This is a genomic window from Streptomyces sp., from assembly GCF_035563135.1.
In the GTDB taxonomy this organism is placed as follows: domain Bacteria; phylum Actinomycetota; class Actinomycetes; order Streptomycetales; family Streptomycetaceae; genus Streptomyces.
Genome location: NZ_DATMVN010000381.1, coordinates 1 through 19,972, shown reverse-complemented (window position 1 = coordinate 19,972; position 19,972 = coordinate 1). Strand labels below are relative to the sequence as shown.

Annotated in this window: 20 protein-coding genes and 2 pseudogenes; 16 read left to right on the top strand and 6 right to left on the bottom strand. The window is 69.5% G+C overall.

All coding sequences use genetic code 11. The annotated features are described in order from the left end of the window. The 11 genes from VN520_RS16695 to VN520_RS16645 form a co-directional block, all read left to right on the top strand. A partial coding sequence (locus VN520_RS16695; RefSeq protein ID WP_325747714.1) for an MraY family glycosyltransferase occupies positions 1 to 1,159 on the top strand: 1,159 nt, incomplete at its 5' end. Positions 1,160 to 1,421: 262 nt separating this feature from the next. Continuing rightward, complete coding sequence (locus VN520_RS16690; RefSeq protein ID WP_325747713.1) at positions 1,422 to 1,859, top strand: hypothetical protein; 438 nt, start codon at positions 1,422 to 1,424, stop codon at positions 1,857 to 1,859. Positions 1,860 to 2,081: 222 nt separating this feature from the next. Beyond that, positions 2,082 to 2,897, top strand: a complete 816-nt coding sequence (atpB, locus tag VN520_RS16685) for a F0F1 ATP synthase subunit A (protein ID WP_325747712.1) — start codon at positions 2,082 to 2,084, stop codon at positions 2,895 to 2,897. A 76-nt stretch (positions 2,898 to 2,973) separates the two neighbouring features. Continuing rightward, positions 2,974 to 3,219, top strand: coding sequence for an ATP synthase F0 subunit C (atpE, locus tag VN520_RS16680; RefSeq protein WP_014048348.1), 246 nt, complete (start codon positions 2,974 to 2,976; stop codon positions 3,217 to 3,219). A gap of 42 nt (positions 3,220 to 3,261) precedes the next feature. Beyond that, on the top strand, positions 3,262 to 3,807 hold the full coding sequence (locus tag VN520_RS16675; protein WP_325747711.1) for a F0F1 ATP synthase subunit B: 546 nt from the start codon (positions 3,262 to 3,264) through the stop codon (positions 3,805 to 3,807). Next, on the top strand, positions 3,804 to 4,619 hold the full coding sequence (locus tag VN520_RS16670; RefSeq protein ID WP_325747710.1) for a F0F1 ATP synthase subunit delta: 816 nt from the start codon (positions 3,804 to 3,806) through the stop codon (positions 4,617 to 4,619). Before VN520_RS16675 ends, VN520_RS16670 begins: the two co-directional genes overlap by 4 nt. 145 nt (positions 4,620 to 4,764) lie before the next feature. Continuing rightward, positions 4,765 to 6,336: a F0F1 ATP synthase subunit alpha gene (gene atpA / locus VN520_RS16665; protein ID WP_325747709.1), complete on the top strand. Its 1,572-nt coding sequence runs from the start codon at positions 4,765 to 4,767 to the stop codon at positions 6,334 to 6,336. Between the two features lie 3 nt (positions 6,337 to 6,339). Further along, positions 6,340 to 7,257 (top strand): F0F1 ATP synthase subunit gamma, encoded by a 918-nt coding sequence (locus tag VN520_RS16660; RefSeq protein WP_325747708.1) that lies wholly within the window; start codon positions 6,340 to 6,342, stop codon positions 7,255 to 7,257. After that, positions 7,257 to 8,699: a F0F1 ATP synthase subunit beta gene (gene atpD, locus VN520_RS16655; RefSeq protein WP_325747707.1), complete on the top strand. Its 1,443-nt coding sequence runs from the start codon at positions 7,257 to 7,259 to the stop codon at positions 8,697 to 8,699. Before VN520_RS16660 ends, atpD begins: the two co-directional genes overlap by 1 nt. A 109-nt stretch (positions 8,700 to 8,808) precedes the next feature. Then, the gene (locus tag VN520_RS16650) at positions 8,809 to 9,183 is read left to right on the top strand and encodes a F0F1 ATP synthase subunit epsilon (protein ID WP_325747706.1); all 375 of its coding nucleotides are present in this window, start codon (positions 8,809 to 8,811) and stop codon (positions 9,181 to 9,183) included. 142 nt (positions 9,184 to 9,325) lie between these two features. Then, on the top strand, positions 9,326 to 9,772 hold the full coding sequence (locus tag VN520_RS16645; RefSeq protein WP_014154045.1) for a DUF2550 domain-containing protein: 447 nt from the start codon (positions 9,326 to 9,328) through the stop codon (positions 9,770 to 9,772). A gap of 358 nt (positions 9,773 to 10,130) precedes the next feature. Here VN520_RS16645 and VN520_RS16640 read toward each other — a convergent pair whose 3' ends face one another. The 3 genes from VN520_RS16640 to VN520_RS16630 form a co-directional block, all read right to left on the bottom strand. Next, positions 10,131 to 12,014 (bottom strand): glycoside hydrolase family 18 chitinase, encoded by a 1,884-nt coding sequence (locus tag VN520_RS16640; RefSeq protein ID WP_325747705.1) that lies wholly within the window; start codon positions 12,012 to 12,014, stop codon positions 10,131 to 10,133. A 168-nt stretch (positions 12,015 to 12,182) separates the two neighbouring features. Then, the gene (locus VN520_RS16635; protein WP_325747704.1) at positions 12,183 to 12,833 is read right to left on the bottom strand and encodes a response regulator transcription factor; all 651 of its coding nucleotides are present in this window, start codon (positions 12,831 to 12,833) and stop codon (positions 12,183 to 12,185) included. Then, the gene (locus VN520_RS16630) at positions 12,830 to 14,026 is read right to left on the bottom strand and encodes a sensor histidine kinase (protein WP_325747703.1); all 1,197 of its coding nucleotides are present in this window, start codon (positions 14,024 to 14,026) and stop codon (positions 12,830 to 12,832) included. Before VN520_RS16630 ends, VN520_RS16635 begins: the two co-directional genes overlap by 4 nt. A gap of 151 nt (positions 14,027 to 14,177) precedes the next feature. On the opposite strand from VN520_RS16630, the gene VN520_RS16625 reads away from it, so the two are divergent. Continuing rightward, complete coding sequence (locus tag VN520_RS16625; protein WP_325747702.1) at positions 14,178 to 14,735, top strand: hypothetical protein; 558 nt, start codon at positions 14,178 to 14,180, stop codon at positions 14,733 to 14,735. Here VN520_RS16625 and VN520_RS16620 read toward each other — a convergent pair whose 3' ends face one another. The 3 genes and pseudogenes from VN520_RS16620 to VN520_RS16610 form a co-directional block, all read right to left on the bottom strand. Next, the gene (locus tag VN520_RS16620; RefSeq protein WP_325747701.1) at positions 14,736 to 15,308 is read right to left on the bottom strand and encodes a cob(I)yrinic acid a,c-diamide adenosyltransferase; all 573 of its coding nucleotides are present in this window, start codon (positions 15,306 to 15,308) and stop codon (positions 14,736 to 14,738) included. Positions 15,309 to 15,321: 13 nt separating this feature from the next. Continuing rightward, on the bottom strand, positions 15,322 to 15,939 hold the full coding sequence (locus VN520_RS16615; protein ID WP_325747700.1) for an ABC transporter permease: 618 nt from the start codon (positions 15,937 to 15,939) through the stop codon (positions 15,322 to 15,324). Positions 15,940 to 15,958: 19 nt separating this feature from the next. After that, positions 15,959 to 16,162: pseudogene (locus VN520_RS16610) on the bottom strand (ABC transporter ATP-binding protein); the annotation flags it as partial. A 1-nt stretch (position 16,163) separates the two neighbouring features. Here VN520_RS16610 and VN520_RS16605 point away from each other — a divergent pair. From VN520_RS16605 to VN520_RS16590, 4 genes and pseudogenes are all read left to right on the top strand, one after another. Beyond that, positions 16,164 to 16,439: pseudogene (locus VN520_RS16605) on the top strand (TetR/AcrR family transcriptional regulator); the annotation flags it as partial. A 127-nt stretch (positions 16,440 to 16,566) separates the two neighbouring features. Beyond that, positions 16,567 to 17,415, top strand: a complete 849-nt coding sequence (locus VN520_RS16600; protein WP_325747699.1) for a 3-hydroxyacyl-CoA dehydrogenase family protein — start codon at positions 16,567 to 16,569, stop codon at positions 17,413 to 17,415. Between the two features lie 242 nt (positions 17,416 to 17,657). Then, on the top strand, positions 17,658 to 17,981 hold the full coding sequence (locus tag VN520_RS16595) for an STAS domain-containing protein (protein WP_073745281.1): 324 nt from the start codon (positions 17,658 to 17,660) through the stop codon (positions 17,979 to 17,981). A 210-nt stretch (positions 17,982 to 18,191) separates the two neighbouring features. Next, positions 18,192 to 19,972, top strand: a 1,781-nt coding sequence (locus VN520_RS16590; RefSeq protein WP_325747698.1) for an ATP-binding protein, incomplete at its 3' end; no start/stop codon positions are given.

Sequence of the window (19,972 nt, the reverse complement as noted above, 5' to 3'; positions counted from 1 at the left end):
CCTGTTCAACCTGAACAGCGTCTTCGAACTCTCCAACGAACCCAGGGCGCTGCTCTCCGGCGCCGCCCTGATCTGGCTGATCGGCGTCCTGGACGACAAGTTCGAGATCGACGCGCTGATCAAGCTCGGCGGCCAGATGATCGCCGCCGCGGTCATGGTCATCCAGGGGCTGACGATCCTGTGGCTCCCCATCCCCGGAGTGGGGACCGTCGCGCTCACCCAGTGGCAGGGGACGCTGCTCACGGTCGCGCTGGTCGTGATCACCATCAACGCGGTCAACTTCGTCGACGGCCTGGACGGCCTGGCGGCCGGCATGGTCTGCATCGCGTCCGCGGCGTTCTTCCTCTACACCTACCGGCTCTGGTACGGGTACGGGATCGAGGCGGCCGCACCCGCGACCCTCTTCGCCGCGATCCTGATGGGCATGTGCCTCGGCTTCCTGCCGCACAACATGCACCCCGCCCGGATCTTCATGGGTGACTCGGGGTCGATGCTGATCGGCCTGGTGCTCGCCGCCGGCGCGATCTCCGTCACCGGTCAGGTCGATCCGGACGCGATGAAGCTCTTCGAGGGCAGTGAGCGGCAGGCGACCCACGCGATGCTGCCGGTCTTCATCCCGCTGCTCCTGCCGCTGACGATCATCGCGATCCCGGCCGCGGACCTGGTGCTGGCCATCGTCCGCCGCACCTGGAACGGGCAGTCCCCGTTCGCCGCCGACCGCGGGCACCTGCACCACCGGCTGCTGGAGATCGGGCACTCGCACAGCAGGTCCGTCCTGATCATGTACTTCTGGTCCGCGCTGATCGCGTTCGGCGCCGTCGGCTACTCCGTGCACTCCGCGTCGCTCTGGATCGTGCTGGTGATCGTGGGCCTCAGCGCCGTGGGTCTCGTCCTGCTGCTCATGCCGCGCTTCACCCCGCGCGCCCCGCGCTGGGCCGAGTCCTTCGTGCCGCCGCGCTACCGGCGGCGCCGGCGCGATGACCACGAGGGGGAGGCCGTCGCCGCCCCGTACGGCCGGCCCGGAGAAGGTCCGAGGACGGCCGCCCAGGAGCCGGAGCGGGCTCCCGTGGCCGTGGGTGTCTCCGGCGTCAACGGAGCGACCGCCATCGGCCCCCGTTCGCGCTTCACGGATCGGGACCGTGCCGACTCGTCACGTTAACCGTGCAGGCGCAGAAGCCCCCATACCAGACAATGTGCCGTGAGGTTCTGCACACACGCGCGGGTTAGCTCTCATGTGTGACAGCTGGCACACTTTCTGAGTAAAGACCTCATCAAATAGTTTGTGATACCGTTCACGAACCCGGTGACAGAGCCGAGGGGGCCGAGTAGTGCGGTCTCCCGGCCCGAAGCATCGACTCGGACCGGGCCTACGCTCGTCCCTGACGACCACTGACCACCCCCTGCAATGCGGAGTAACCGCCATGCCGTCCAACGACGTCCGGACTCTCCTCCACACCGCCGTGCCCACTGCTGCCGCCGGTGTCGTCACCGTCGCCGTCAGCGCTGCGCTCGCCGGCGGCAAGGGGGCGATCGGCGCGGCCGCCGGGACGCTGGTGGTGATCCTCTTCATGGGGATCGGGCTCGGCGTCCTGCAGCGCACGGCCAAGTCCCTGCCGCACCTGTTCCAGGCCATGGGGCTGGTGCTCTACACGACCGAACTGCTGCTGCTCTTCGTCTTCGTGGCCGCGTTCAAGAACACGACGCTGTTCAATCCGAGGGCCTTCGCCGCCGCGGTGATGGTCGCGACGCTCGTGTGGGTCGCGGCGCAGATCCGTGTGCACATGAAGACCAAGATCCTTTACGTCGAGCCGGACTCGTCCGCGGGTAAGACGCCCGAGAACACGGGGTCTTCGACGTGAGGGGTAGGGCCGGGATAAGCGCGCGTTCGAGACCCTGCTATCGTCCGGTGCCAACTGCGGCACTGCGGGCGTGGGCATCAAATACGGCGCCTGCTTCATCGCGAGGCGTAATGCCTGAGCCGCCCCCCATCCGTAACACCAGTCCAGTGCCGACCAGCGGCTGCTTGCCGCGCCGACACAACGAGGTTGCCGTACCTATGCGCCACGCTGAAGGAGCCCGCGGTGAGTGCTGACCCGACGACGGTGCTCGCCTTCGAGACCGACTGCCACATCTTCGACGGATGCGGCTTCCCGGCTCCTGGCCTGCACTCCTTTGTTTTCGAGCCGATGGCCACCGTCGGCGGCATCGAGATCAACAAGCCGATGCTGCTGGCGGTCCTGAGCACCGTTGTCGTCGTCGGCTTCTTCTGGGCGGCTTTCAACAAGCCGAAGCTGGTGCCCGGAAAGCTCCAGATGGTCGCCGAGGCGGGTTACGACTTCATCCGCACCGGTGTGGTGTACGAGACGCTCGGCAAGCGCGAGGGCAAGAAGTACGTGCCCCTCATGGTCTCGCTGTTCTTCTTCATCTGGATCATGAACCTCTGGGCGATCATCCCGCTCGCGCAGTTCCCGGTGGTCTCGGTCATCGGGTACCCGGTGGCGCTGGCCGCGATCGTGTACATCCTGTGGGTCAGCCTGACCTTCAAGCGGCACGGCTTCGTCGGCGGCTGGAAGAACATCTCCGGCTACGACCCGTCGATCGGCCCGGCCCTCCCGTTCGTCATGCTCATCGAGATCATGTCGAACCTGCTGATCCGGCCCTTCACGCACGCCGTGCGACTCTTCGCGAACATGTTCGCCGGTCACGTGCTGCTGCTGATCTTCACGATCGCCAGCTGGTACCTGCTGAACGGCGTCGGCATCGCCTACGCCGGTATCTCGTTCGTGATGACCATCCTGATGACCGCCTTCGAGTTGTTCATCCAGGCGCTGCAGGCCTACGTGTTCGTCCTTCTGGCCTGCAACTACATTCAGGGCGCTCTCGCCGAGCACCACTGATCCGGTCCAGCTCAACCCCCGATTAGTCGTCCGGTGGCCAACCCCCACCGGTTCTGAAAGAGAAGGAAGAAACGGCATGTCCGCTCTTGAGACCCTCGCCGCCGTCAACATCACGGGCAACCTCGGTTCCATCGGTTACGGCCTCGCCGCGATCGGCCCCGGCGTCGGCGTCGGCATCATCTTCGGTAACGGCACCCAGGCGCTGGCCCGTCAGCCCGAGGCTGCCGGCCTGATCCGCTCGAACCAGATCCTCGGCTTCGTCCTCTGTGAGGCGCTCGCCCTGATCGGTCTCGTCATGCCCTTCGTCTACCCGGTCGACTAATTCGCGGCATTCCGACTGCCCGATGCGACGAAAGGCATTGATGTGAACGCCCTACAGCTGGCGTCCGAGGGAGAGATCCAGAACCCGCTGCTCCCGGCGATCCCCGAGATCGTCATCGGCCTGATCGCCTTCGCCATCGTCTTCGGTTTCCTCGCCAAGAAGCTCCTCCCGAACATCAACAAGGTTCTGGAAGAGCGCCGCGAGGCCATCGAAGGCGGGATCGAGAAGGCCGACGCTGCCCAGACCGAGGCCCAGAGCGTTCTTGAGCAGTACAAGGCTCAGCTCGCCGAGGCCCGGCACGAGGCCGCCCGTCTGCGCCAGGAGGCGCAGGAGCAGGGTGCCGTCATCATCCAGGAGATGAGGGCGGAGGGTCAGCGGCAGCGCGAGGAGATCATCGCGGCCGGCCACGCCCAGATCGAGGCCGACCGCAAGGCTGCGGCGTCCGCGCTGCGTCAGGACGTGGGCACCCTCGCCACCGCCCTGGCCGGCAAGCTCGTCGGCGAGTCCCTCGAGGACCACGCCCGGCAGAGCGGCACCGTCGACCGATTCCTCGACGAGCTCGAGGCGAAGGCCGAGGCCGTCCGATGAATGGAGCGAGCCGCGAGGCGCTGGCCGCCGCACGCGAGCGTCTCGACGCACTGACCGACTCCACGTCGGTCGACGCGGCGAAGCTCGCCGAGGAGCTGGCAGCCGTCACCGCGCTGCTCCACCGCGAGGTGTCGCTGCGCCGGGTCCTCACCGACCCGTCGCAGGGAGGCGAGGCCAAGGCCGAGCTGACCGGACGACTGCTGCGCGGTCAGGTGGGCGGCGAAGCCGTGGACCTGGTCTCCGGCATGGTCCGCTCCCGCTGGTCGCAGTCGCGCGACCTGGTCGACGCGGTCGAGGAGCTGGCGAACACCGCGGACCTCACCGCGGCCCAGCGCTCCGGCGCGCTCGACGACGTCGAGGACGAGCTGTTCCGGTTCGGCCGGATCGTCGGCTCCGACATCGCGCTGCGCTCCGCCCTGACCGACCGGAAGGCTACGACCGCCGCCAAGGGCCAGCTGCTCCGCAGCCTGCTCGGCGGCAAGGCGCAGCCCGTCACCGAGCGAGTGATCACACGCCTCGTGACGCAGCCCCGGGGACGTAGCCTGGAAGCGGGACTCGACTCCCTGTCCAGGCTCGCCGCGGAGCGCCGGGACCGCATGGTCGCCGTCGTCACCTCGGCGGTACCGCTGTCCGATCGCCAGAAGCAGCGCCTCGGCGCCGCCCTGGCGAAGATCTACGGCCGGCAGATGCACCTGAACCTGGACGTGGACCCCGAGGTCCTCGGCGGGATCTCGGTGCGCGTCGGTGACGAGGTCATCAACGGCACGATCGCGGAGCGCCTCGAAGAGGTCACCCGCAGGATGGCCGGCTGACAGCGCGCAGCGCCACACCGCACCAACTGAACGAGCAACAACAGCGGCCCGGTTGGGCCGTGCAGAAATTGCAGAAGATTCCTGGGGGTCGCCCCCAGACCCCATTGAGAAACTTCGGGCCCAACAAGGAGAGCAGGGAACCCAGATGGCGGAGCTCACGATCCGGCCGGAGGAGATCCGGGACGCACTGGATAACTTTGTCCAGTCGTACCAGCCGGACGCGGCCTCGCGCGAGGAGGTCGGGACGGTCAGCGTTGCCGGCGACGGCATCGCGAAGGTGGAGGGCCTGCCCTCCGCCATGGCGAACGAGCTGCTGAAGTTCGAGGACGGCACCCTCGGTCTCGCCCTCAACCTCGAGGAGCGCGAGATCGGTGCGATCGTCCTCGGCGAGTTCAGCGGAATCGAGGAGGGCCAGCCGGTGCAGCGCACCGGTGAGGTGCTCTCCGTCGGCGTCGGCGAGGGTTACCTCGGCCGCGTCGTCGACCCGCTCGGCAACCCGATCGACGGTCTCGGCGAGATCGCGACCGAAAGCCGTCGCGCCCTCGAGCTGCAGGCCCCTGGCGTCATGGTCCGCAAGTCGGTGCACGAGCCGATGCAGACCGGCTACAAGGCTGTCGACGCCATGGTGCCGATCGGCCGCGGCCAGCGTCAGCTGATCATCGGTGACCGTCAGACGGGTAAGACCGCTCTGGCCGTCGACACGATCATCAACCAGCGCGACAACTGGCGCTCGGGCGACGTGAACAAGCAGGTGCGCTGCATCTACGTCGCCATCGGTCAGAAGGGCTCCACCATCGCCTCCGTGCGCGGTGCCCTCGAAGAGGCCGGCGCGCTCGAGTACACGACCATCGTCGCAGCCCCGGCGTCCGACCCGGCCGGCTTCAAGTACCTGGCGCCGTACACCGGCTCGGCCATCGGCCAGCACTGGATGTACGACGGCAAGCACGTCCTCATCATTTTCGACGACCTCTCGAAGCAGGCCGACGCCTACCGCGCCGTGTCGCTTCTGCTGCGCCGTCCGCCGGGCCGCGAGGCCTACCCGGGCGACGTCTTCTACCTGCACTCGCGTCTGCTGGAGCGCTGCGCCAAGCTCTCCGACGACATGGGCGCCGGTTCGATGACGGGCCTCCCGATCGTCGAGACCAAGGCGAACGACGTGTCGGCGTTCATCCCGACCAACGTCATCTCCATCACCGACGGCCAGTGCTTCCTGGAGTCCGACCTGTTCAACGCGGGTCAGCGCCCGGCGCTCAACGTCGGTATCTCGGTCTCCCGAGTCGGTGGCTCCGCCCAGCACAAGGCCATGAAGCAGGTCTCCGGCCGTCTTCGTGTGGACCTCGCCCAGTTCCGTGAGCTGGAGGCGTTCGCCACCTTCGGTTCCGACCTGGACGCGGCCTCCAAGGCGTCGCTGGAGCGCGGCCGGCGCCTGACCGAGCTGCTGAAGCAGGGCCAGTACGCGCCGTTCCCGATGGAGGAGCAGGTCGTCTCCGTCTGGGCCGGCACCACGGGCAAGATGGACGACGTCCCGGTCGAGGACATCCGCCGCTTCGAGACCGAGCTGCTGGAGTTCCTGCGCCGCGAGCGCAAGGACCTCCTGACCAGCATCGCCGAGGGCGGCAAGATGTCCGACGACACGCTGCAGTCGATCGCCGACGCGATCGCCTCCTTCAAGCAGCAGTTCGAGACCTCGGACGGCAAGCTCCTGGGCGAGGGCTGATCGATGGGCGCTCAGCTTCGCGTTTACAAGCGCCGCATCCAAGCCATCACCTCGACCAAGAAGATCACCAAGGCGATGGAGATGATCGCCGCCTCGCGCATCGTCAAGGCGCAGCGCAAGGTGGCGGCGTCGATGCCGTACGCGACCGAGCTCACCCGTGCGGTGACCGCGGTGGCGACCGGTTCGAACACCAACCATCCGCTCACCACCGAGGCCGAGGCTCCGGCCCGGGCGGCGGTCCTGCTCCTCACGAGCGACCGTGGTCTGGCCGGCGGCTACTCCTCCAACGCCATCAAGGCGGCGGAGCGGCTCCGGGAGCGGCTGGCGGCCGAGGGCAAGGAGGTCGACACGTACATCGTCGGCCGCAAGGGTGTCGCGTACTACAACTTCCGCGAGCGCAAGGTCTCGGAGTCGTGGACGGGCTTCACCGACAGCCCCGAGTACGCGGACGCCAAGAAGATCGCCGGGCCTCTCATCGAGGCCATCCAGAAGGACACGGCCGAGGGCGGCGTCGACGAGCTGCACATCGTCTTCACGGAATTCGTGTCGATGATGACGCAGAACGCGGTCGACGGCCGGATGCTGCCGCTGTCGCTCGACCAGGTCGAGGAGGAGAGCGCCGCCAAGGGCGAGATCCTTCCGCTGTTCGACTTCGAGCCGTCGGCTGAGGACGTCCTCGACGCCCTTCTGCCGCGCTACGTCGAGAGCCGTATCTACAACGCACTGCTGCAGGCCGCCGCTTCCGAGCACGCCGCCCGCCGTCGTGCGATGAAGTCGGCGACCGACAACGCCGGGGATCTGATCAAGAGCCTCTCCCGGCTTGCCAACGCGGCCCGCCAGGCCGAAATCACCCAGGAAATCAGCGAGATCGTCGGCGGTGCAGGTGCGCTGGCCGACGCGTCCGCGGGGAGTGACAAGTAATGACGACGACAGTTGAGACGGCCGCTGCCACGGGCCGCGTCGCCCGGGTCATCGGCCCGGTCGTCGACGTGGAGTTCCCCGTCGACGCGATGCCGGAGATCTACAACGCCCTGCACGTCGAGGTCGACGACCCGGCCGAGGCCGGCGCTCGTAAGACGCTGACCCTGGAAGTCGCCCAGCACCTGGGCGACGGTGTGGTCCGTGCGATCTCGATGCAGCCCACCGACGGTCTGGTCCGCCAGGCCCCGGTGACCGACACGGGTGCGGGCATCACCGTCCCGGTCGGTGACGTCACCAAGGGCAAGGTGTTCAACACCCTCGGTCAGATCCTGAACGAGCCCGAGGCCGAGTCGCAGATCACCGAGCGCTGGCCGATCCACCGCAAGGCGCCTAACTTCGACGAGCTCGAGTCGAAGACCGAGATGTTCGAGACCGGCCTGAAGGTCGTCGACCTGCTGACCCCGTACGTCAAGGGCGGCAAGATCGGTCTCTTCGGTGGTGCGGGCGTCGGCAAGACGGTCCTCATCCAGGAAATGATCATGCGTGTGGCGAAGCTGCACGACGGTGTGTCGGTGTTCGCCGGTGTCGGTGAGCGCACCCGTGAGGGCAACGACCTCATCGACGAGATGACCGATTCGGGTGTTCTGGACAAGACCGCGCTGGTCTTCGGCCAGATGGACGAGCCGCCGGGGACCCGTCTCCGCGTGGCGCTGTCCGCCCTGACCATGGCGGAGTACTTCCGCGATGTGCAGAAGCAGGACGTGCTGCTCTTCATCGACAACATCTTCCGCTTCACGCAGGCCGGTTCCGAGGTCTCCACGCTGCTCGGCCGCATGCCGTCCGCAGTGGGTTACCAGCCGACCCTGGCCGACGAGATGGGTGTGCTCCAGGAGCGCATCACCTCGACGCGTGGTCACTCGATCACCTCGATGCAGGCGATCTACGTCCCCGCGGACGACCTGACCGACCCGGCCCCGGCCACCACGTTCGCCCACCTCGACGCGACGACGGTTCTCTCCCGTCCGATCTCCGAGAAGGGCATCTACCCGGCCGTGGACCCGCTGGACTCCACGTCCCGAATCCTGGACCCGCGTTACATCACGCAGGACCACTACGACACGGCCAGCCGCGTCAAGGGTGTCCTGCAGAAGTACAAGGACCTCCAGGACATCATCGCGATCCTCGGTATCGACGAGCTGGGCGAGGAGGACAAGCTCGTTGTCCACCGTGCCCGTCGCGTCGAGCGCTTCCTGTCGCAGAACACCCACGCCGCCAAGCAGTTCACCGGCCTGGACGGTTCGGACGTCCCGCTCGACGAGTCGATCGCCGCGTTCAACGCGATCTGTGACGGGGAGTACGACCACTTCCCCGAGCAGGCGTTCTTCATGTGCGGTGGCATCGAGGACCTCAAGGCCAACGCCAAGGAGCTCGGCGTCTCCTGAGCCTCCGGCTCACCGAGGGGGGCGGGTGTGTCCCGCCCCCCTCACCACGCCCCGTAGAATTGAACCGACACCCGGCACGACCGCCGGGTGGTGACCCGAGGAGCCACCCTTGGCTGCTGAGCTGCATGTCGAGCTGGTCGCCGCGGACCGCAGTGTCTGGTCCGGCGAGGCCACCCTCGTTGTCGCACGTACCACGTCCGGCGACATCGGCGTCATGCCCGGTCACCAGCCGCTCCTGGGTGTGCTGGAATCGGGCCCCGTGACGATCCGTACGAGTGACGGCGGCACTGTTGTCGCCGCTGTGCACGGCGGTTTCATCTCGTTCGCGGACAACAAGCTCTCGCTGCTGGCGGAGATCGCTGAGCTTGCTGACGAGATCGATGTCCAGCGCGCCGAGCGTGCGCTGGAGCGTGCGAAGTCGGAGACGGACGCCGGCGCCGAGCGCCGTGCGGACGTACGACTGCGTGCGGTGGCGGCGCACTGAGCGTCCCCACGAGGAGTTCTTGACTCAGCCGCGGCCCGAGCTGGAGAGATCCAGACCGTGTCGCGGCTGAGGCGATGCAGGTGCAGTTCGGTTCGGCTCGGTGCGGTATCCGTTACTCGACGATGCGAGGAGGTCGGTGGAGATGGTCCTCGCGTTGTGGGTGGGCGGCCTGGTCGTCGTACTGGTCGCGGTGGGTCTGTTCGTCTTCGGTCTCCGCAGGCGGCTGATCCAGCGTTCCGGCGGAACCTTCGACTGCAGCCTGCGCTGGGACGTGTCCGAGGAGCCGGACCCGTCCGGCAAGGGCTGGGTCTACGGGGTCGCCCGCTACAGCGGTGACCGTGTCGACTGGTTCCGGGTCTTCTCCTACTCGCCCCGCCCGCGCCGGGGCCTGGAGCGCTCCGCCATCGAGGTGGTCGCGCGCCGGCTGCCCGAGGGCGAGGAGGAGCTCGCGCTCCTGTCCGATTCCGTCGTGCTCGGCTGTCTCCACCGGGGGACCCGCCTGGAGCTGGCGATGAGCGAGGACGCCCTGACCGGCTTCCTCGCCTGGCTGGAGGCGGCACCGCCCGGCCAGCGGGTCAATGTGGCCTAGACAGAGGCTCTCGCTGGTCGGGGCCCCCGGACGGAGTCCGGGGGAGGGTGAACGTGGCCTGAGGGCTCGCCGAGCCTGAGGGTCCGAGGAATCGCCGGGCCTGAGGGGCCGAGGGCCCGCAGACATGCGAAGACCGGGGAGACAGGGGGCGGACCTGTCTCCCCGGCGCTTTTCCGGAGTGCGACTGCCTCGTCGGGGCCGGTGCCCCTCCCGGCAGGCTTCGCCCCGCCGCGCCGTCCGGCACGCCCGCCGCGTCGGCCGAAAGCCCTGGCAGCTCCGCTACGAGAACTTCCGGCCGCCTTGCGATCGCGCACACCGGACGGCGCTTCTCACGGGGCGGACATCGCCGGTCGCGGCACTAGTTGAGGCCGCTGTCCATCGCACTCACGAGCTCACCGTTCGCGGTGTCACCGCTGAACTCCCAGAAGAACGCCCCGCCCAGCCCCTGGCTGTTCGCCCAGGCCATCTTGGACTTGATCGTCGCCGGGGTGTCGTAGCTCCACCAGTTGGTGCCGCAGTGGGCGTACGCGGTGCCGGCGATCGTGCCGGTGGCCGGGCAGGTGTTCTTCAGGACCTTGTAGTCCTCGATGCCCGCCTCGTACGTCCCCGGGGCCGCCCCGGTCGCCGTGCCGCCGGGTGCCGCCTGGGTGACCCCGGTCCAGCCGCGGCCGTAGAAGCCGATGCCGAGCAGCAGCTTCGAGGCGGGGACGCCCTTGGCCTTCAGCTTGGCGATGGCGGTGGCGCTGTCGAAGCCCTCCTGCGGGATGCCGCTGTACGAGGTCAGCGGGGAGTGCGGGGCCGTCGGGCCCTTGGCCGCCCAGGCGCCGAAGAAGTCGTACGTCATCACGTTGTACCAGTCCATGGACTGGGCGGCGCCGGCGTAGTCGGCCGCGTCTATCTTGCCGCCGGCCGAGCCGTCGGCGGTGATCGCGGCGGTGACCAGGTTGTTGCTGCCGAACTTCGTCCGCAGGGCGGAGGCGACGTTCTTCAGTGCCGCCGGGCCGCTCGTGTCACAGGTGAGACCGCAGGCGTTGGGGTACTCCCAGTCGATGTCGATGCCGTCGAAGACATCGGCCCACCGGGGGTCCTCCACCAGGTCGTAGCAGGACTGGGCGAAGGCCGCCGGGTTCTGCGCGGCCTGCGGGAAGCCGCCGGACCAGGTCCAGCCACCGAAGGACCAGAGGATCTTGATGTGGGGGTACGCGGCCTTGAGCTTGCGCAGCTGGTTGAAGCTGCCGCGCAGCGGCTGGTCCCAGGTGTCCGCGACGCCGTCGACCGACTGGTCGGCGGTGTACGCCTTGTCGTAGTCGGCGTAGGCGTCACCGACGGTGCACTTGCCGTTCTGGACGTTGCCGAACGCGTAGTTGATGTGGGTGATCTTCTCGGCGGAGCCGGAGGTCACGAGGTTCTTCACGTGGTAGTTGCGCCCGTAGACGCCCCACTCGGTGAAGTAGCCCAGGTTGATCTTGTCACCGGTGCCGGGGGTGCCCGGGTCGGTGGTGCCGGTGGTGCGGACGGCCACCGGGGCGCTGACCGGACCGGTCTGGTCGGCGGTGTCACGGGCCTGCACCGTGTACGAGTAGTCGGTGCCCTTGGTGAGACCGGTGTCCGTGTACGTCGTCGTGGTCACCGTGGCGACCTTGGCGCCGTCGCGCAGGACGTCGTAGTTCTTGATGCCCTTGTCGTCGGTGGCGGCGCTCCAGGTGAGCTTCGCCGAGGTGTCGGTGATGCCGCTCGCGGTGGGGGTGCCGGGCCTGGACGGGGCGTTGTCGCCGGGGACGCTGCCGCCGTCACAGGAGGCGCCGTTCAGCTTGCAGCCGGTGGGGGAGCCGGTACCGGTGCCGTTGAAGCCGAAGCTGATGCTGGCGCCCGGGGCGACCGTGCCGTTCCAGCCGAGGTTCTTGGCCGTCCAGTGGGTTCCGGAGCTCGTCACGGTGGCGTCCCAGGCGGAGCCGACCGCGGTGCCGGAGGGGAAGTCCCACTCGATCGTCCAGGAGGAGAGAGCGGTCGTGCCGGTGTTCTTGACCGTCCACTGACCCTCGAAACCGCTGCCCCAGTCGGACTTCTTGACGTAGGTGGCGGTCGCGGAGGTGGCGGCCTCGGCGGGGGAGGCCAGGCCGACCATCGCGGCGAGGGGGAGCAGCAGCGCGGTGAGACCCGCGACCGTCCTGGACCTGGTTGCTGTGCCGGTGCCGCGTCTCCATCTGGGACGGGGCCGGCGTACGGGGTTGTCAGTGCTCAACGGTGCTCCTCGGGTGAGGTCCGGCAAACGGGGATGGTCCGTAACCTGCAAACCCTGCGTCGCCCTGAGCCCGCATCGTTCTCGCGTACTCACCGCAGCGTGTCCGGTGAGATTAGGAAGGTCTGGACCAATCGTCAAGAGGTCCAGACCAAAGAACGATGCCGGAGTTCAGAGGCCCAACTCCTGGGCGAGCACCGCGGCCTGGACCCTGCTGCGCAGCTCCAGCTTTCCGAGCAGCCTGCTGACGTGCGTCTTGACCGTCGCCTCCGCCATCGAGAGCCGCCCCGCGATCTCCGCGTTCGACAGGCCCTCACCGAGACAGCTCAGCACCTCCCGCTCACGGCGCGTCAGCGTGTCGAGCGCTTCCGGCGCTGTCCCGCCGGCCCCGCGCCCGGAGGAGGTCCCGGCGAACTCCTCGATCAGCCGCCGTGTCACGGCCGGGGCGATCAGGCCCTCACCGCGCGCCACCGTGCGTACGGCGTCGAGCAGATCGTGCGCGTCGGTGTGCTTCAGCAGGAAGCCCGACGCCCCCGCGCGCAGCGCGCCGAAGACGTATTCGTCCAGGTCGAACGTCGTCAGCACCAGCACGTCCGCCAGCCGCTCCGCCACGATCTGCCGCGTCGCGGACACCCCGTCGAGCCGGGGCATCTGCACATCCATCAGTACGAGGTCCGGGCGGAGCCCACGGGCCAGGCGCACGGCGGCCTCACCGTCGGCCGCCTCGCCCACGACCTCGATGTCCGGCGCGCTGCCCAGGATCAGCACCAGTCCCGCGCGCACGGCCGACTGGTCCTCGGCCACCAGTACCCGGATCGTCATCCCCACTGCGTCCTCTCCTCGACGGGCAGTTCGGCCCGCACCCGCCAGATCCGGGCGTCCTCGTCCCCGGGTGCCGGCCCCGCCTCGATCGTCCCGCCCAGCAGCGCCACCCGTTCCCGCATCCCCACCAGTCCGGCCCCCGAACCGGGCGCGCGCGGCCCCGGCCGGTCGCCGAACACGCTGCTCACCTCCACCGTGAGCACCCTGCGCGTCCGTCCCAGCCGAACCGACACCGGGCCGGGCGCCGCATGCTTGAGCGCGTTCGTCAGCGATTCCTGGACGATCCGGTACGCCGCCAGCTCCACCGGCGCGGGCAGCGGCCCGGACTCCTCCCGGCCGTCGTCCAGGGTGACGGTGAGCCCGCTGGACGCGGAGTTCGCGCCGGCCTGTTCCACGAGGGCGTCCAGGGAGGCGAGGGTCGGAGCCGCACTCGGCGGCCCGGCCGCGCCGCTCTCCCGCAGCAGCCCGATCAGCCGCCGCATCTCGGCCAGTCCGTCGACACTGTTCTGCCGGATCACCCCGAGGGCGTCGCGGGAGGTGCCCGGATCGTCGATGGACAGTGCTGCGGTGGAGTGGATGGCGATCGCGGAGAGATGGTTGGCGACCATGTCGTGCAGCTCGCGGGCCATCCGGGAACGCTCGGCGGTCACCGCCTGGACGCGGTCCATCTCGGCCAGCAGCGCGGTCTGGTCCGCCCGCAGGCGCGCCGCCTCGGCGGCCTCCCGGTGATTGCGCACACTGACACCGGTGAGGGCCGGGGCGAAGAGGACCAGCCCGGTCGCCACGGCGATCAGCAGGGCCTCGGGAACGCGGACCCAGGCGAAGAACCCGATGGTGAGGGCGACGGTGACCAGGAACGTGGCCACCGGGATCCGCCGGGCGGCAGCCGGAGGCCCGTAGACCACCGCCGCGTACATGAGATCGGTGTACATCAGGATCGTCGCCAGGCTGCCCGTCGTGAACTGGTCGGCGACCAGCGCGAGCGACCCGAGGGCGAGCGCGGTCCGCGGCAGGCGACGGCGCAGCAGCTCCAGGCCGGCCGTCACCGTGAGCGGCACGAGAGCCACCCAGTGGGCGTCGAAGAGGCGTCCGCCCTGGGTGTGCAGCCCGGCGGCCCAGAGCGCCAGCCCGCCCGCCAGCCCGGTCACCGCGATCAGTACGTCGTGGCGGTGCGGTCGCAGAGAGGTGAACACCCGTCCATCCAACACGCCGCGGGCCCGCGGCACGTCCGTACGCGGGGTGAGGCGCGCCTACATCGAAGGATGCAGTCACGTTTCGTCACTGCCGACGACGATCCGGCGCCGTACGGAAGGGACTCTGGAGGGGACCGGAAGGAGAAGTGCCGTGATCGTCACACTGATCGTGCTCTGCGAGGTCGGCTTCTGGGTCCTGCTGGCCGCCGGACTCGCGCTGCGCTACGTCGCGAGGAAGCCGAGGCTGGGTGCGGCCGTGCTCCTGTGCGAGCCCCTGCTGGAGGCCGTCCTCCTCGTGGCGACGGCCGTCGACCTGAAGAACGGCGCCGAGCCGAGCCTGAAGCACGGCATCGCCGCCGTCTACATCGGGTACACCGTGGGGCTCGGTCACGCCACCGTCAAGTGGGTCGACGCCAGGGTCGCCCACCGCTTCGCGGGCGGCCCGCCACCGGTGAAGCCCCCGAAGTACGGGATGGCGCGGGCCGTCCACGAGTGGCGCACCGCCGCCCGCTGGATCGTGGCCGCGCTGACCGCCATGGCCCTGCTCCAGGCGGCGGTCTGGTACGTCGGCGGGGACGGGGACACCGGCACGCTGCAGATGTGGCAGCAGAAGATGCTCTGGGTGATCGGGATCAACCTGGTCATCGCCGGGGGTTACACGGTGTTCCCCAAGCAGGAGCCCAAGGACCGGGTCGGGGCGGGCCGCTGATCAGCGCTCGCCGCCCGGCACCCACAGCACGTCTCCGACCTCCTTGTTCGCCGTCCTGGCGAGGATGAACAGGAGGTCGGAGAGGCGGTTCAGATAGGTCGCGGTCAGTGCGTTCATCACGTCCCCGTGCACCTCCAGCGCCGCCCAGGTGGACCGCTCCGCCCGCCGGACGACCGTGCACGCCTGGTGCAGCAGTGCCGCCCCCGGGGTGCCGCCCGGAAGGATGAAGCTCCTGAGCTTCTCCAGCTCCTCCAGGAAGGTGTCGCAGTCCGCCTCCAGCTTGTCGATGTACGACTGCTCCACCCGCAGCGGAGGGAACTGCGGGTCCTCCACCACCGGAGTGGACAGGTCCGCGCCCACGTCGAACAGGTCGTTCTGCACACGGACGAGGACCTTCACGACGTCCTCGGAGAGGTTGCCGAGCGCGACGGCCGTGCCGATGACGGCATTGGCCTCGTTGGCGTCGGCGTAGGCCGAGATCCGCAGATCGGTCTTGGCGGTCCGGCTCATGTCACCGAGAGCGGTGGTGCCCTTGTCACCGGTGCGGGTGTAGATGCGCGTCAGATTGACCATGACGCCAGCCTAGTCAGGCACCCGCCCTGCGGAAGACGCGCGTGCCCACCGCCACAGCGAGAAGGGCGAACGCGAGCGCCACCAGGACTCCGTACAGCATGTGCGCCGTGGCGTACGAGCCGACGTACGCGTCCCGCACCGCGTCCACGAGGTAGCGGAACGGCGTGAAGTGCGGCAGGACGTCCAGCCATGCGGGGCCGAGCGTCATCGGGAGCATCAGGCCGGAGAGGAGCACGGCCGGTGTGGTGAGCGAATTGATCACCGGCCCGAACGCCTGCGGCGTGTGCACCTTCATCGCCAGCGCGTAGGACAGCGAGGCCAGCGAGACCGTGAGCAGGCCCACGAACGCGAAGCCGATGAGGATCCCGGGCAGCGGTGCGCGCAGCCCCATGGCCAGTGCGGCGAGGACCAGCAGGACGGCCTGGAACATGAACAGCAGGGCGTCGCGCAGGACCCGCCCCAGCAGGAGGGCCAAGCGGCTGACGGGGGTCACGCGCATACGCTCGACCACCCCCGTCGACTTCTCGATGTGGAGCAGCGGCATCAGGATCCCGAAGAAGATCTGGAACCGGGAGCGCAGGGTCTGCCGGACGTACCGGCCGAAGATCAGTGAGGTGTCGTGGAGAAGCATCCGGTGTCCTGGGGGTCTGTACGGCGACGGGGGCGGCCTCGGCGGCGACCGGGGTCCGCCCGGTGATCGCGAGGAAGGTCTCGTGGAGCGAGGCGTCGGGCGAACCGGCGTGCTCGGTCCTGAGCGCGGCCGGTGTGCCCTCGGCGACGACCAGGCCGCCGTCGATGACGACCAGCCGGTCCGCGAGGGCGTCGGCCTCGTCGAGGTGGTGCGTCGTGAGCACGAAGGCCCGGCTCTGGCACATCGGTCAGGAGGCCCAGCTCCGCCTGGAGGCGACCATGCGGGAGGAGTCCGGGGCGGATGCCGGGGACCCGGTCCCGGATCTGGTGGCCGGTCAGCTCTCCTGGGTGCACAGCACACTCATGGCGTACATCGGCCGCGAGATGGTCGCGGGCCGCGAGCCGGAAGAGGTCTCGCGCGACGCTCTCGGCCTGCTCGACGACATGGAGGGCCTCCTCGGCGGGAAGGTCCTCAACTACGCGCGGCGCGCCGCCGCGTGACACCGGCCGGTGTGATGTCCGTCATGTGAGACGTGACGCGCATCTCTTCGCGGCCCCAGGGCCCCTCACGGGTACTAATCTCCGCCGGAGAGCATGCGGACAACTGACAAGCATTGGGGTGCGGAACGTGGCCAGGAAGCTCGCCGTCATCGGCGCCGGACTCATGGGGTCCGGTATCGCACAGGTCTCCGCCCAGGCGGGCTGGGACGTCGTGCTGCGTGATGTCACCGACGAGGCCCTGGCCCGTGGGCGCGGCGGCATCGAGGCCAGCTACGGCAAGTTCGTCGCCAAGGGCAAGCTGGAAGCGGCCGACGCCGAGGCCGCGCTCGCCCGGATCACCACGACCACCGACCTCGACGCGGTGGCCGACGCGGACGTCGTCGTCGAGGCCGTCTTCGAGAAGCTCGAGGTCAAGCACGAGATCTTCCGTACGCTCGACAAGGTCGTACGGCAGGACGCCGTCCTCGCCTCCAACACCTCCGCCATCCCGATCACCAAGATCGCGGCAGTGACGGAGCATCCGGAGCGGGTCGTCGGTGTGCACTTCTTCTCACCGGTCCCGATGATGCAGCTCTGCGAGCTGGTGCGCGGGTACAAGACCAGTGACGAAACCCTCGCCACCGCGCGGGAGTTCGCCGAGTCCGTGGGCAAGACCTGTATCGTCGTCAACCGCGACGTCGCGGGCTTCGTCACCACCCGGCTGATCTCGGCGCTGGTCGTCGAGGCGGCCAAGCTGTACGAGTCGGGCGTCGCCTCGGCCGAGGACATCGACACGGCCTGCAAGCTGGGCTTCGGCCACGCGATGGGCCCGCTCGCCACGGCCGACATGACCGGCGTGGACATCCTCCTGCACGCCACGGGCAACATCTACACCGAGTCCCAGGACGAGAAGTTCGCCGCTCCCGAGCTGATGCGCCGGATGGTCGATGCAGGTGACATCGGGCGCAAGAGCGGGCAAGGCTTCTACACCTACTGATCACGACCGGGCCCCGGGCCGTCTGATGTGCCGTCGGTCAGACCCGGGGGACCGGGATCCGGTGCCGCCCGGCGCACGGATACAGCGGGTGACCGCCGGACCTGCTTCACCCCTCGGGGTGAATTCGGTACCGGTTCGCTCACAGACGGCAACTTCCCTGTCGCTGCGGCCGTCAGTGGTGGCAGAGGCAGAGAGAGAACACCAGACAGACCGACCGCACGGAGCACTTCCGGGGAGCGCATATGCACATCAGGGGCGACCACGCCGAGCTGGTCGTCGGGGGCCGCCTCGACGTCCGAAGCGCGGCGGACGCCCGTACGGTCCTGCATTCGGCCGTCGATGACGGGGCCGGTGACCTCGTGCTGAACCTGACCGAGCTGGACTCGTGGGACGCCACCGGACTCGGCGTCATCATGGGCGCGCACCGCAGGGCCGGCCGGGCCGGCCGGCGGCTGGTGCTGCGCGGTGTCCCGCCGCAGATGCAGCGCCTGCTGGTGGCGACGAGGCTGCACAGGATCCTGGCCATCGAGGGCGGGATCGCCGCGGACTCCCTGCCGCGCGTCTGAGCGGGGCGGCGATCCACGCACAATCCTCACGAGAACGTGATACGAGGGGCGGCGCGGCCCCCCGCCGGTTCGTGGATACTGTGCGAAGGTTTAGGGTTCGGCCGTCCGCCGATCGACGAGAACCCATTGGCGGACACCGGACCGGGAGCGACATCGGGCGTGCGAGGCCGGAGGGACTACCGCGCGCTGCGCGTCTGGGGGACTTTGACGATGGACCCGACCACTCGGGGACCGGAAGAGTACGGTCACGGCAACGACCGTTCCGGTGAGGACGGCGGGCGGCGACGGCAGTCCCGCGACCCGCTGACGCCCGACTTCGGGCACCAGACACCACAGCAGTCCCGCACGGTGCAGCTGACGGCGGGCGACTTCCTGCTCACCGTCAACCCGGTCGACGGCAGCGAGATCGAGCCCTGCCGGCCGGGGGAGCAGCCCGACGCTCCCGTACGCCACACCGCCGCCCAGCGCGCGGAGCGTGAGCGCGCCGCCGCACCACCCGTGCCCCCCGGGCCGCCCGCACCGCAGATGCCCCTCCTGGAACGCCGGGAGGAGCGCGAGCGGCTGGTGCGCCTGCTCGCCCGGGGACGCTCGGTGTGCCTCACCGGCCAGGCCGGGTCCGGCCGCACGGCGCTCCTGGACGCCGTGGCCGCCGACTGCGCGGACCTGGCACCTGACGGGGTCGTACGGCTCTCCGGATACAAGCGGAGCGCCGCCGAACTGCTCCACGCGCTGTTCGAGGCCGTCTACCGTGCTCCGCTGCACCGGCCCGACCGCGAAGGTCTCCTCGCGCTCGTCAACGGCATCGGCGCCGTCGTCGTCGTCGACGACCTGGAGCTCGGCGGTGCCGCGCTCCAGGAACTGCTCGACGCCACCCCGGAATGCGCGTTCCTCTTCGCCACGGCTCCCGACACGTCCGCGCCCGCGGCCGACGCGAACCTCGAAGAGGTCCTCCTCGCCGGTCTCGGCCGCAGCGCCTCGATCGAGCTGATGGAACACGTGGTGGAGCGCCCCCTCACCGACGACGAGGCGAACTGGGCGGGAGACCTCTGGTTCGAGTCCGAGGGACTGCCGCTGCGCTTCGTCCAGGCCGGCGCCCTGCTGCGCCAGCGGGATGACCTGCGCCCCGGCCAGGACGCGTCCGACGGTTACGACGACGACCCGGCCGACGCGCCCTTCGGCCGGTCCGAGCCGGCCCGCCTCCCGCTGCCCAGCCTCGGCGAGGGCGCGGCACCCGCCGCCCTGCTCGCCTCCCGGCTGAGCGAGGCCGCCCGCGAGACCCTGCGCTTCGCCGTCGCGCTCGGTGGTGAGGTGCCCCACCAGGCGCATCTGCCCGCTCTCGTGGGGGACACCCACGCGGATGCCGCACTGGGCGAGCTGGCTCTCGCCGGTCTGCTCTCCCCGGCGGGCTCCCGTTACCGGCTGGCCGCCGGTGTCCTGGCCCAGCTGGAGGCGAGCGGATACGGCGAGAGCGCGGACGCGCACGCCCGCAGTGCCGCCCAGCACTACGCCTGGTGGGCAGGCCACCCCTCCGTCACCCCGGAACGCGCGGTCGCCGAGGCGGACGCCCTCCTCGCCTCGATGACCCGGCTCGTCCCCGGTGAGGCGCCAGGACAGGCGAGTGTGGCCGTCCTGCTCGCCCGCAGTGCCGCTCCCGCTTTCGCGGCGGGAATGCAGTGGGGCGCCTGGGAGAAGGCCCTCAGGGCCGGCCAGGAGGCCGCACGGCTCGCCGGTGAGGTGGCCGAAGAGGCGTATTTCCACCATGAGCTGGGTGTCCTCGCGCTCTGCACCGGTCATCTGGACCGGGCCAGGGCCGAACTGGAGGCGTCCATCGGCATGCGCGGGGCGCTCGCCGACAAGGCGGGGGCGGTGGCGGGGCGCCGGGCGCTCGCACTCGTCGCGGACCGTTCGGGCGAACCGTTGCACAGCTTCCCGGCGGGCGAGGAGACGCCGGGCCCGCGTCACGACGAGCCGGCCTCACCTCCCGTCGGCAT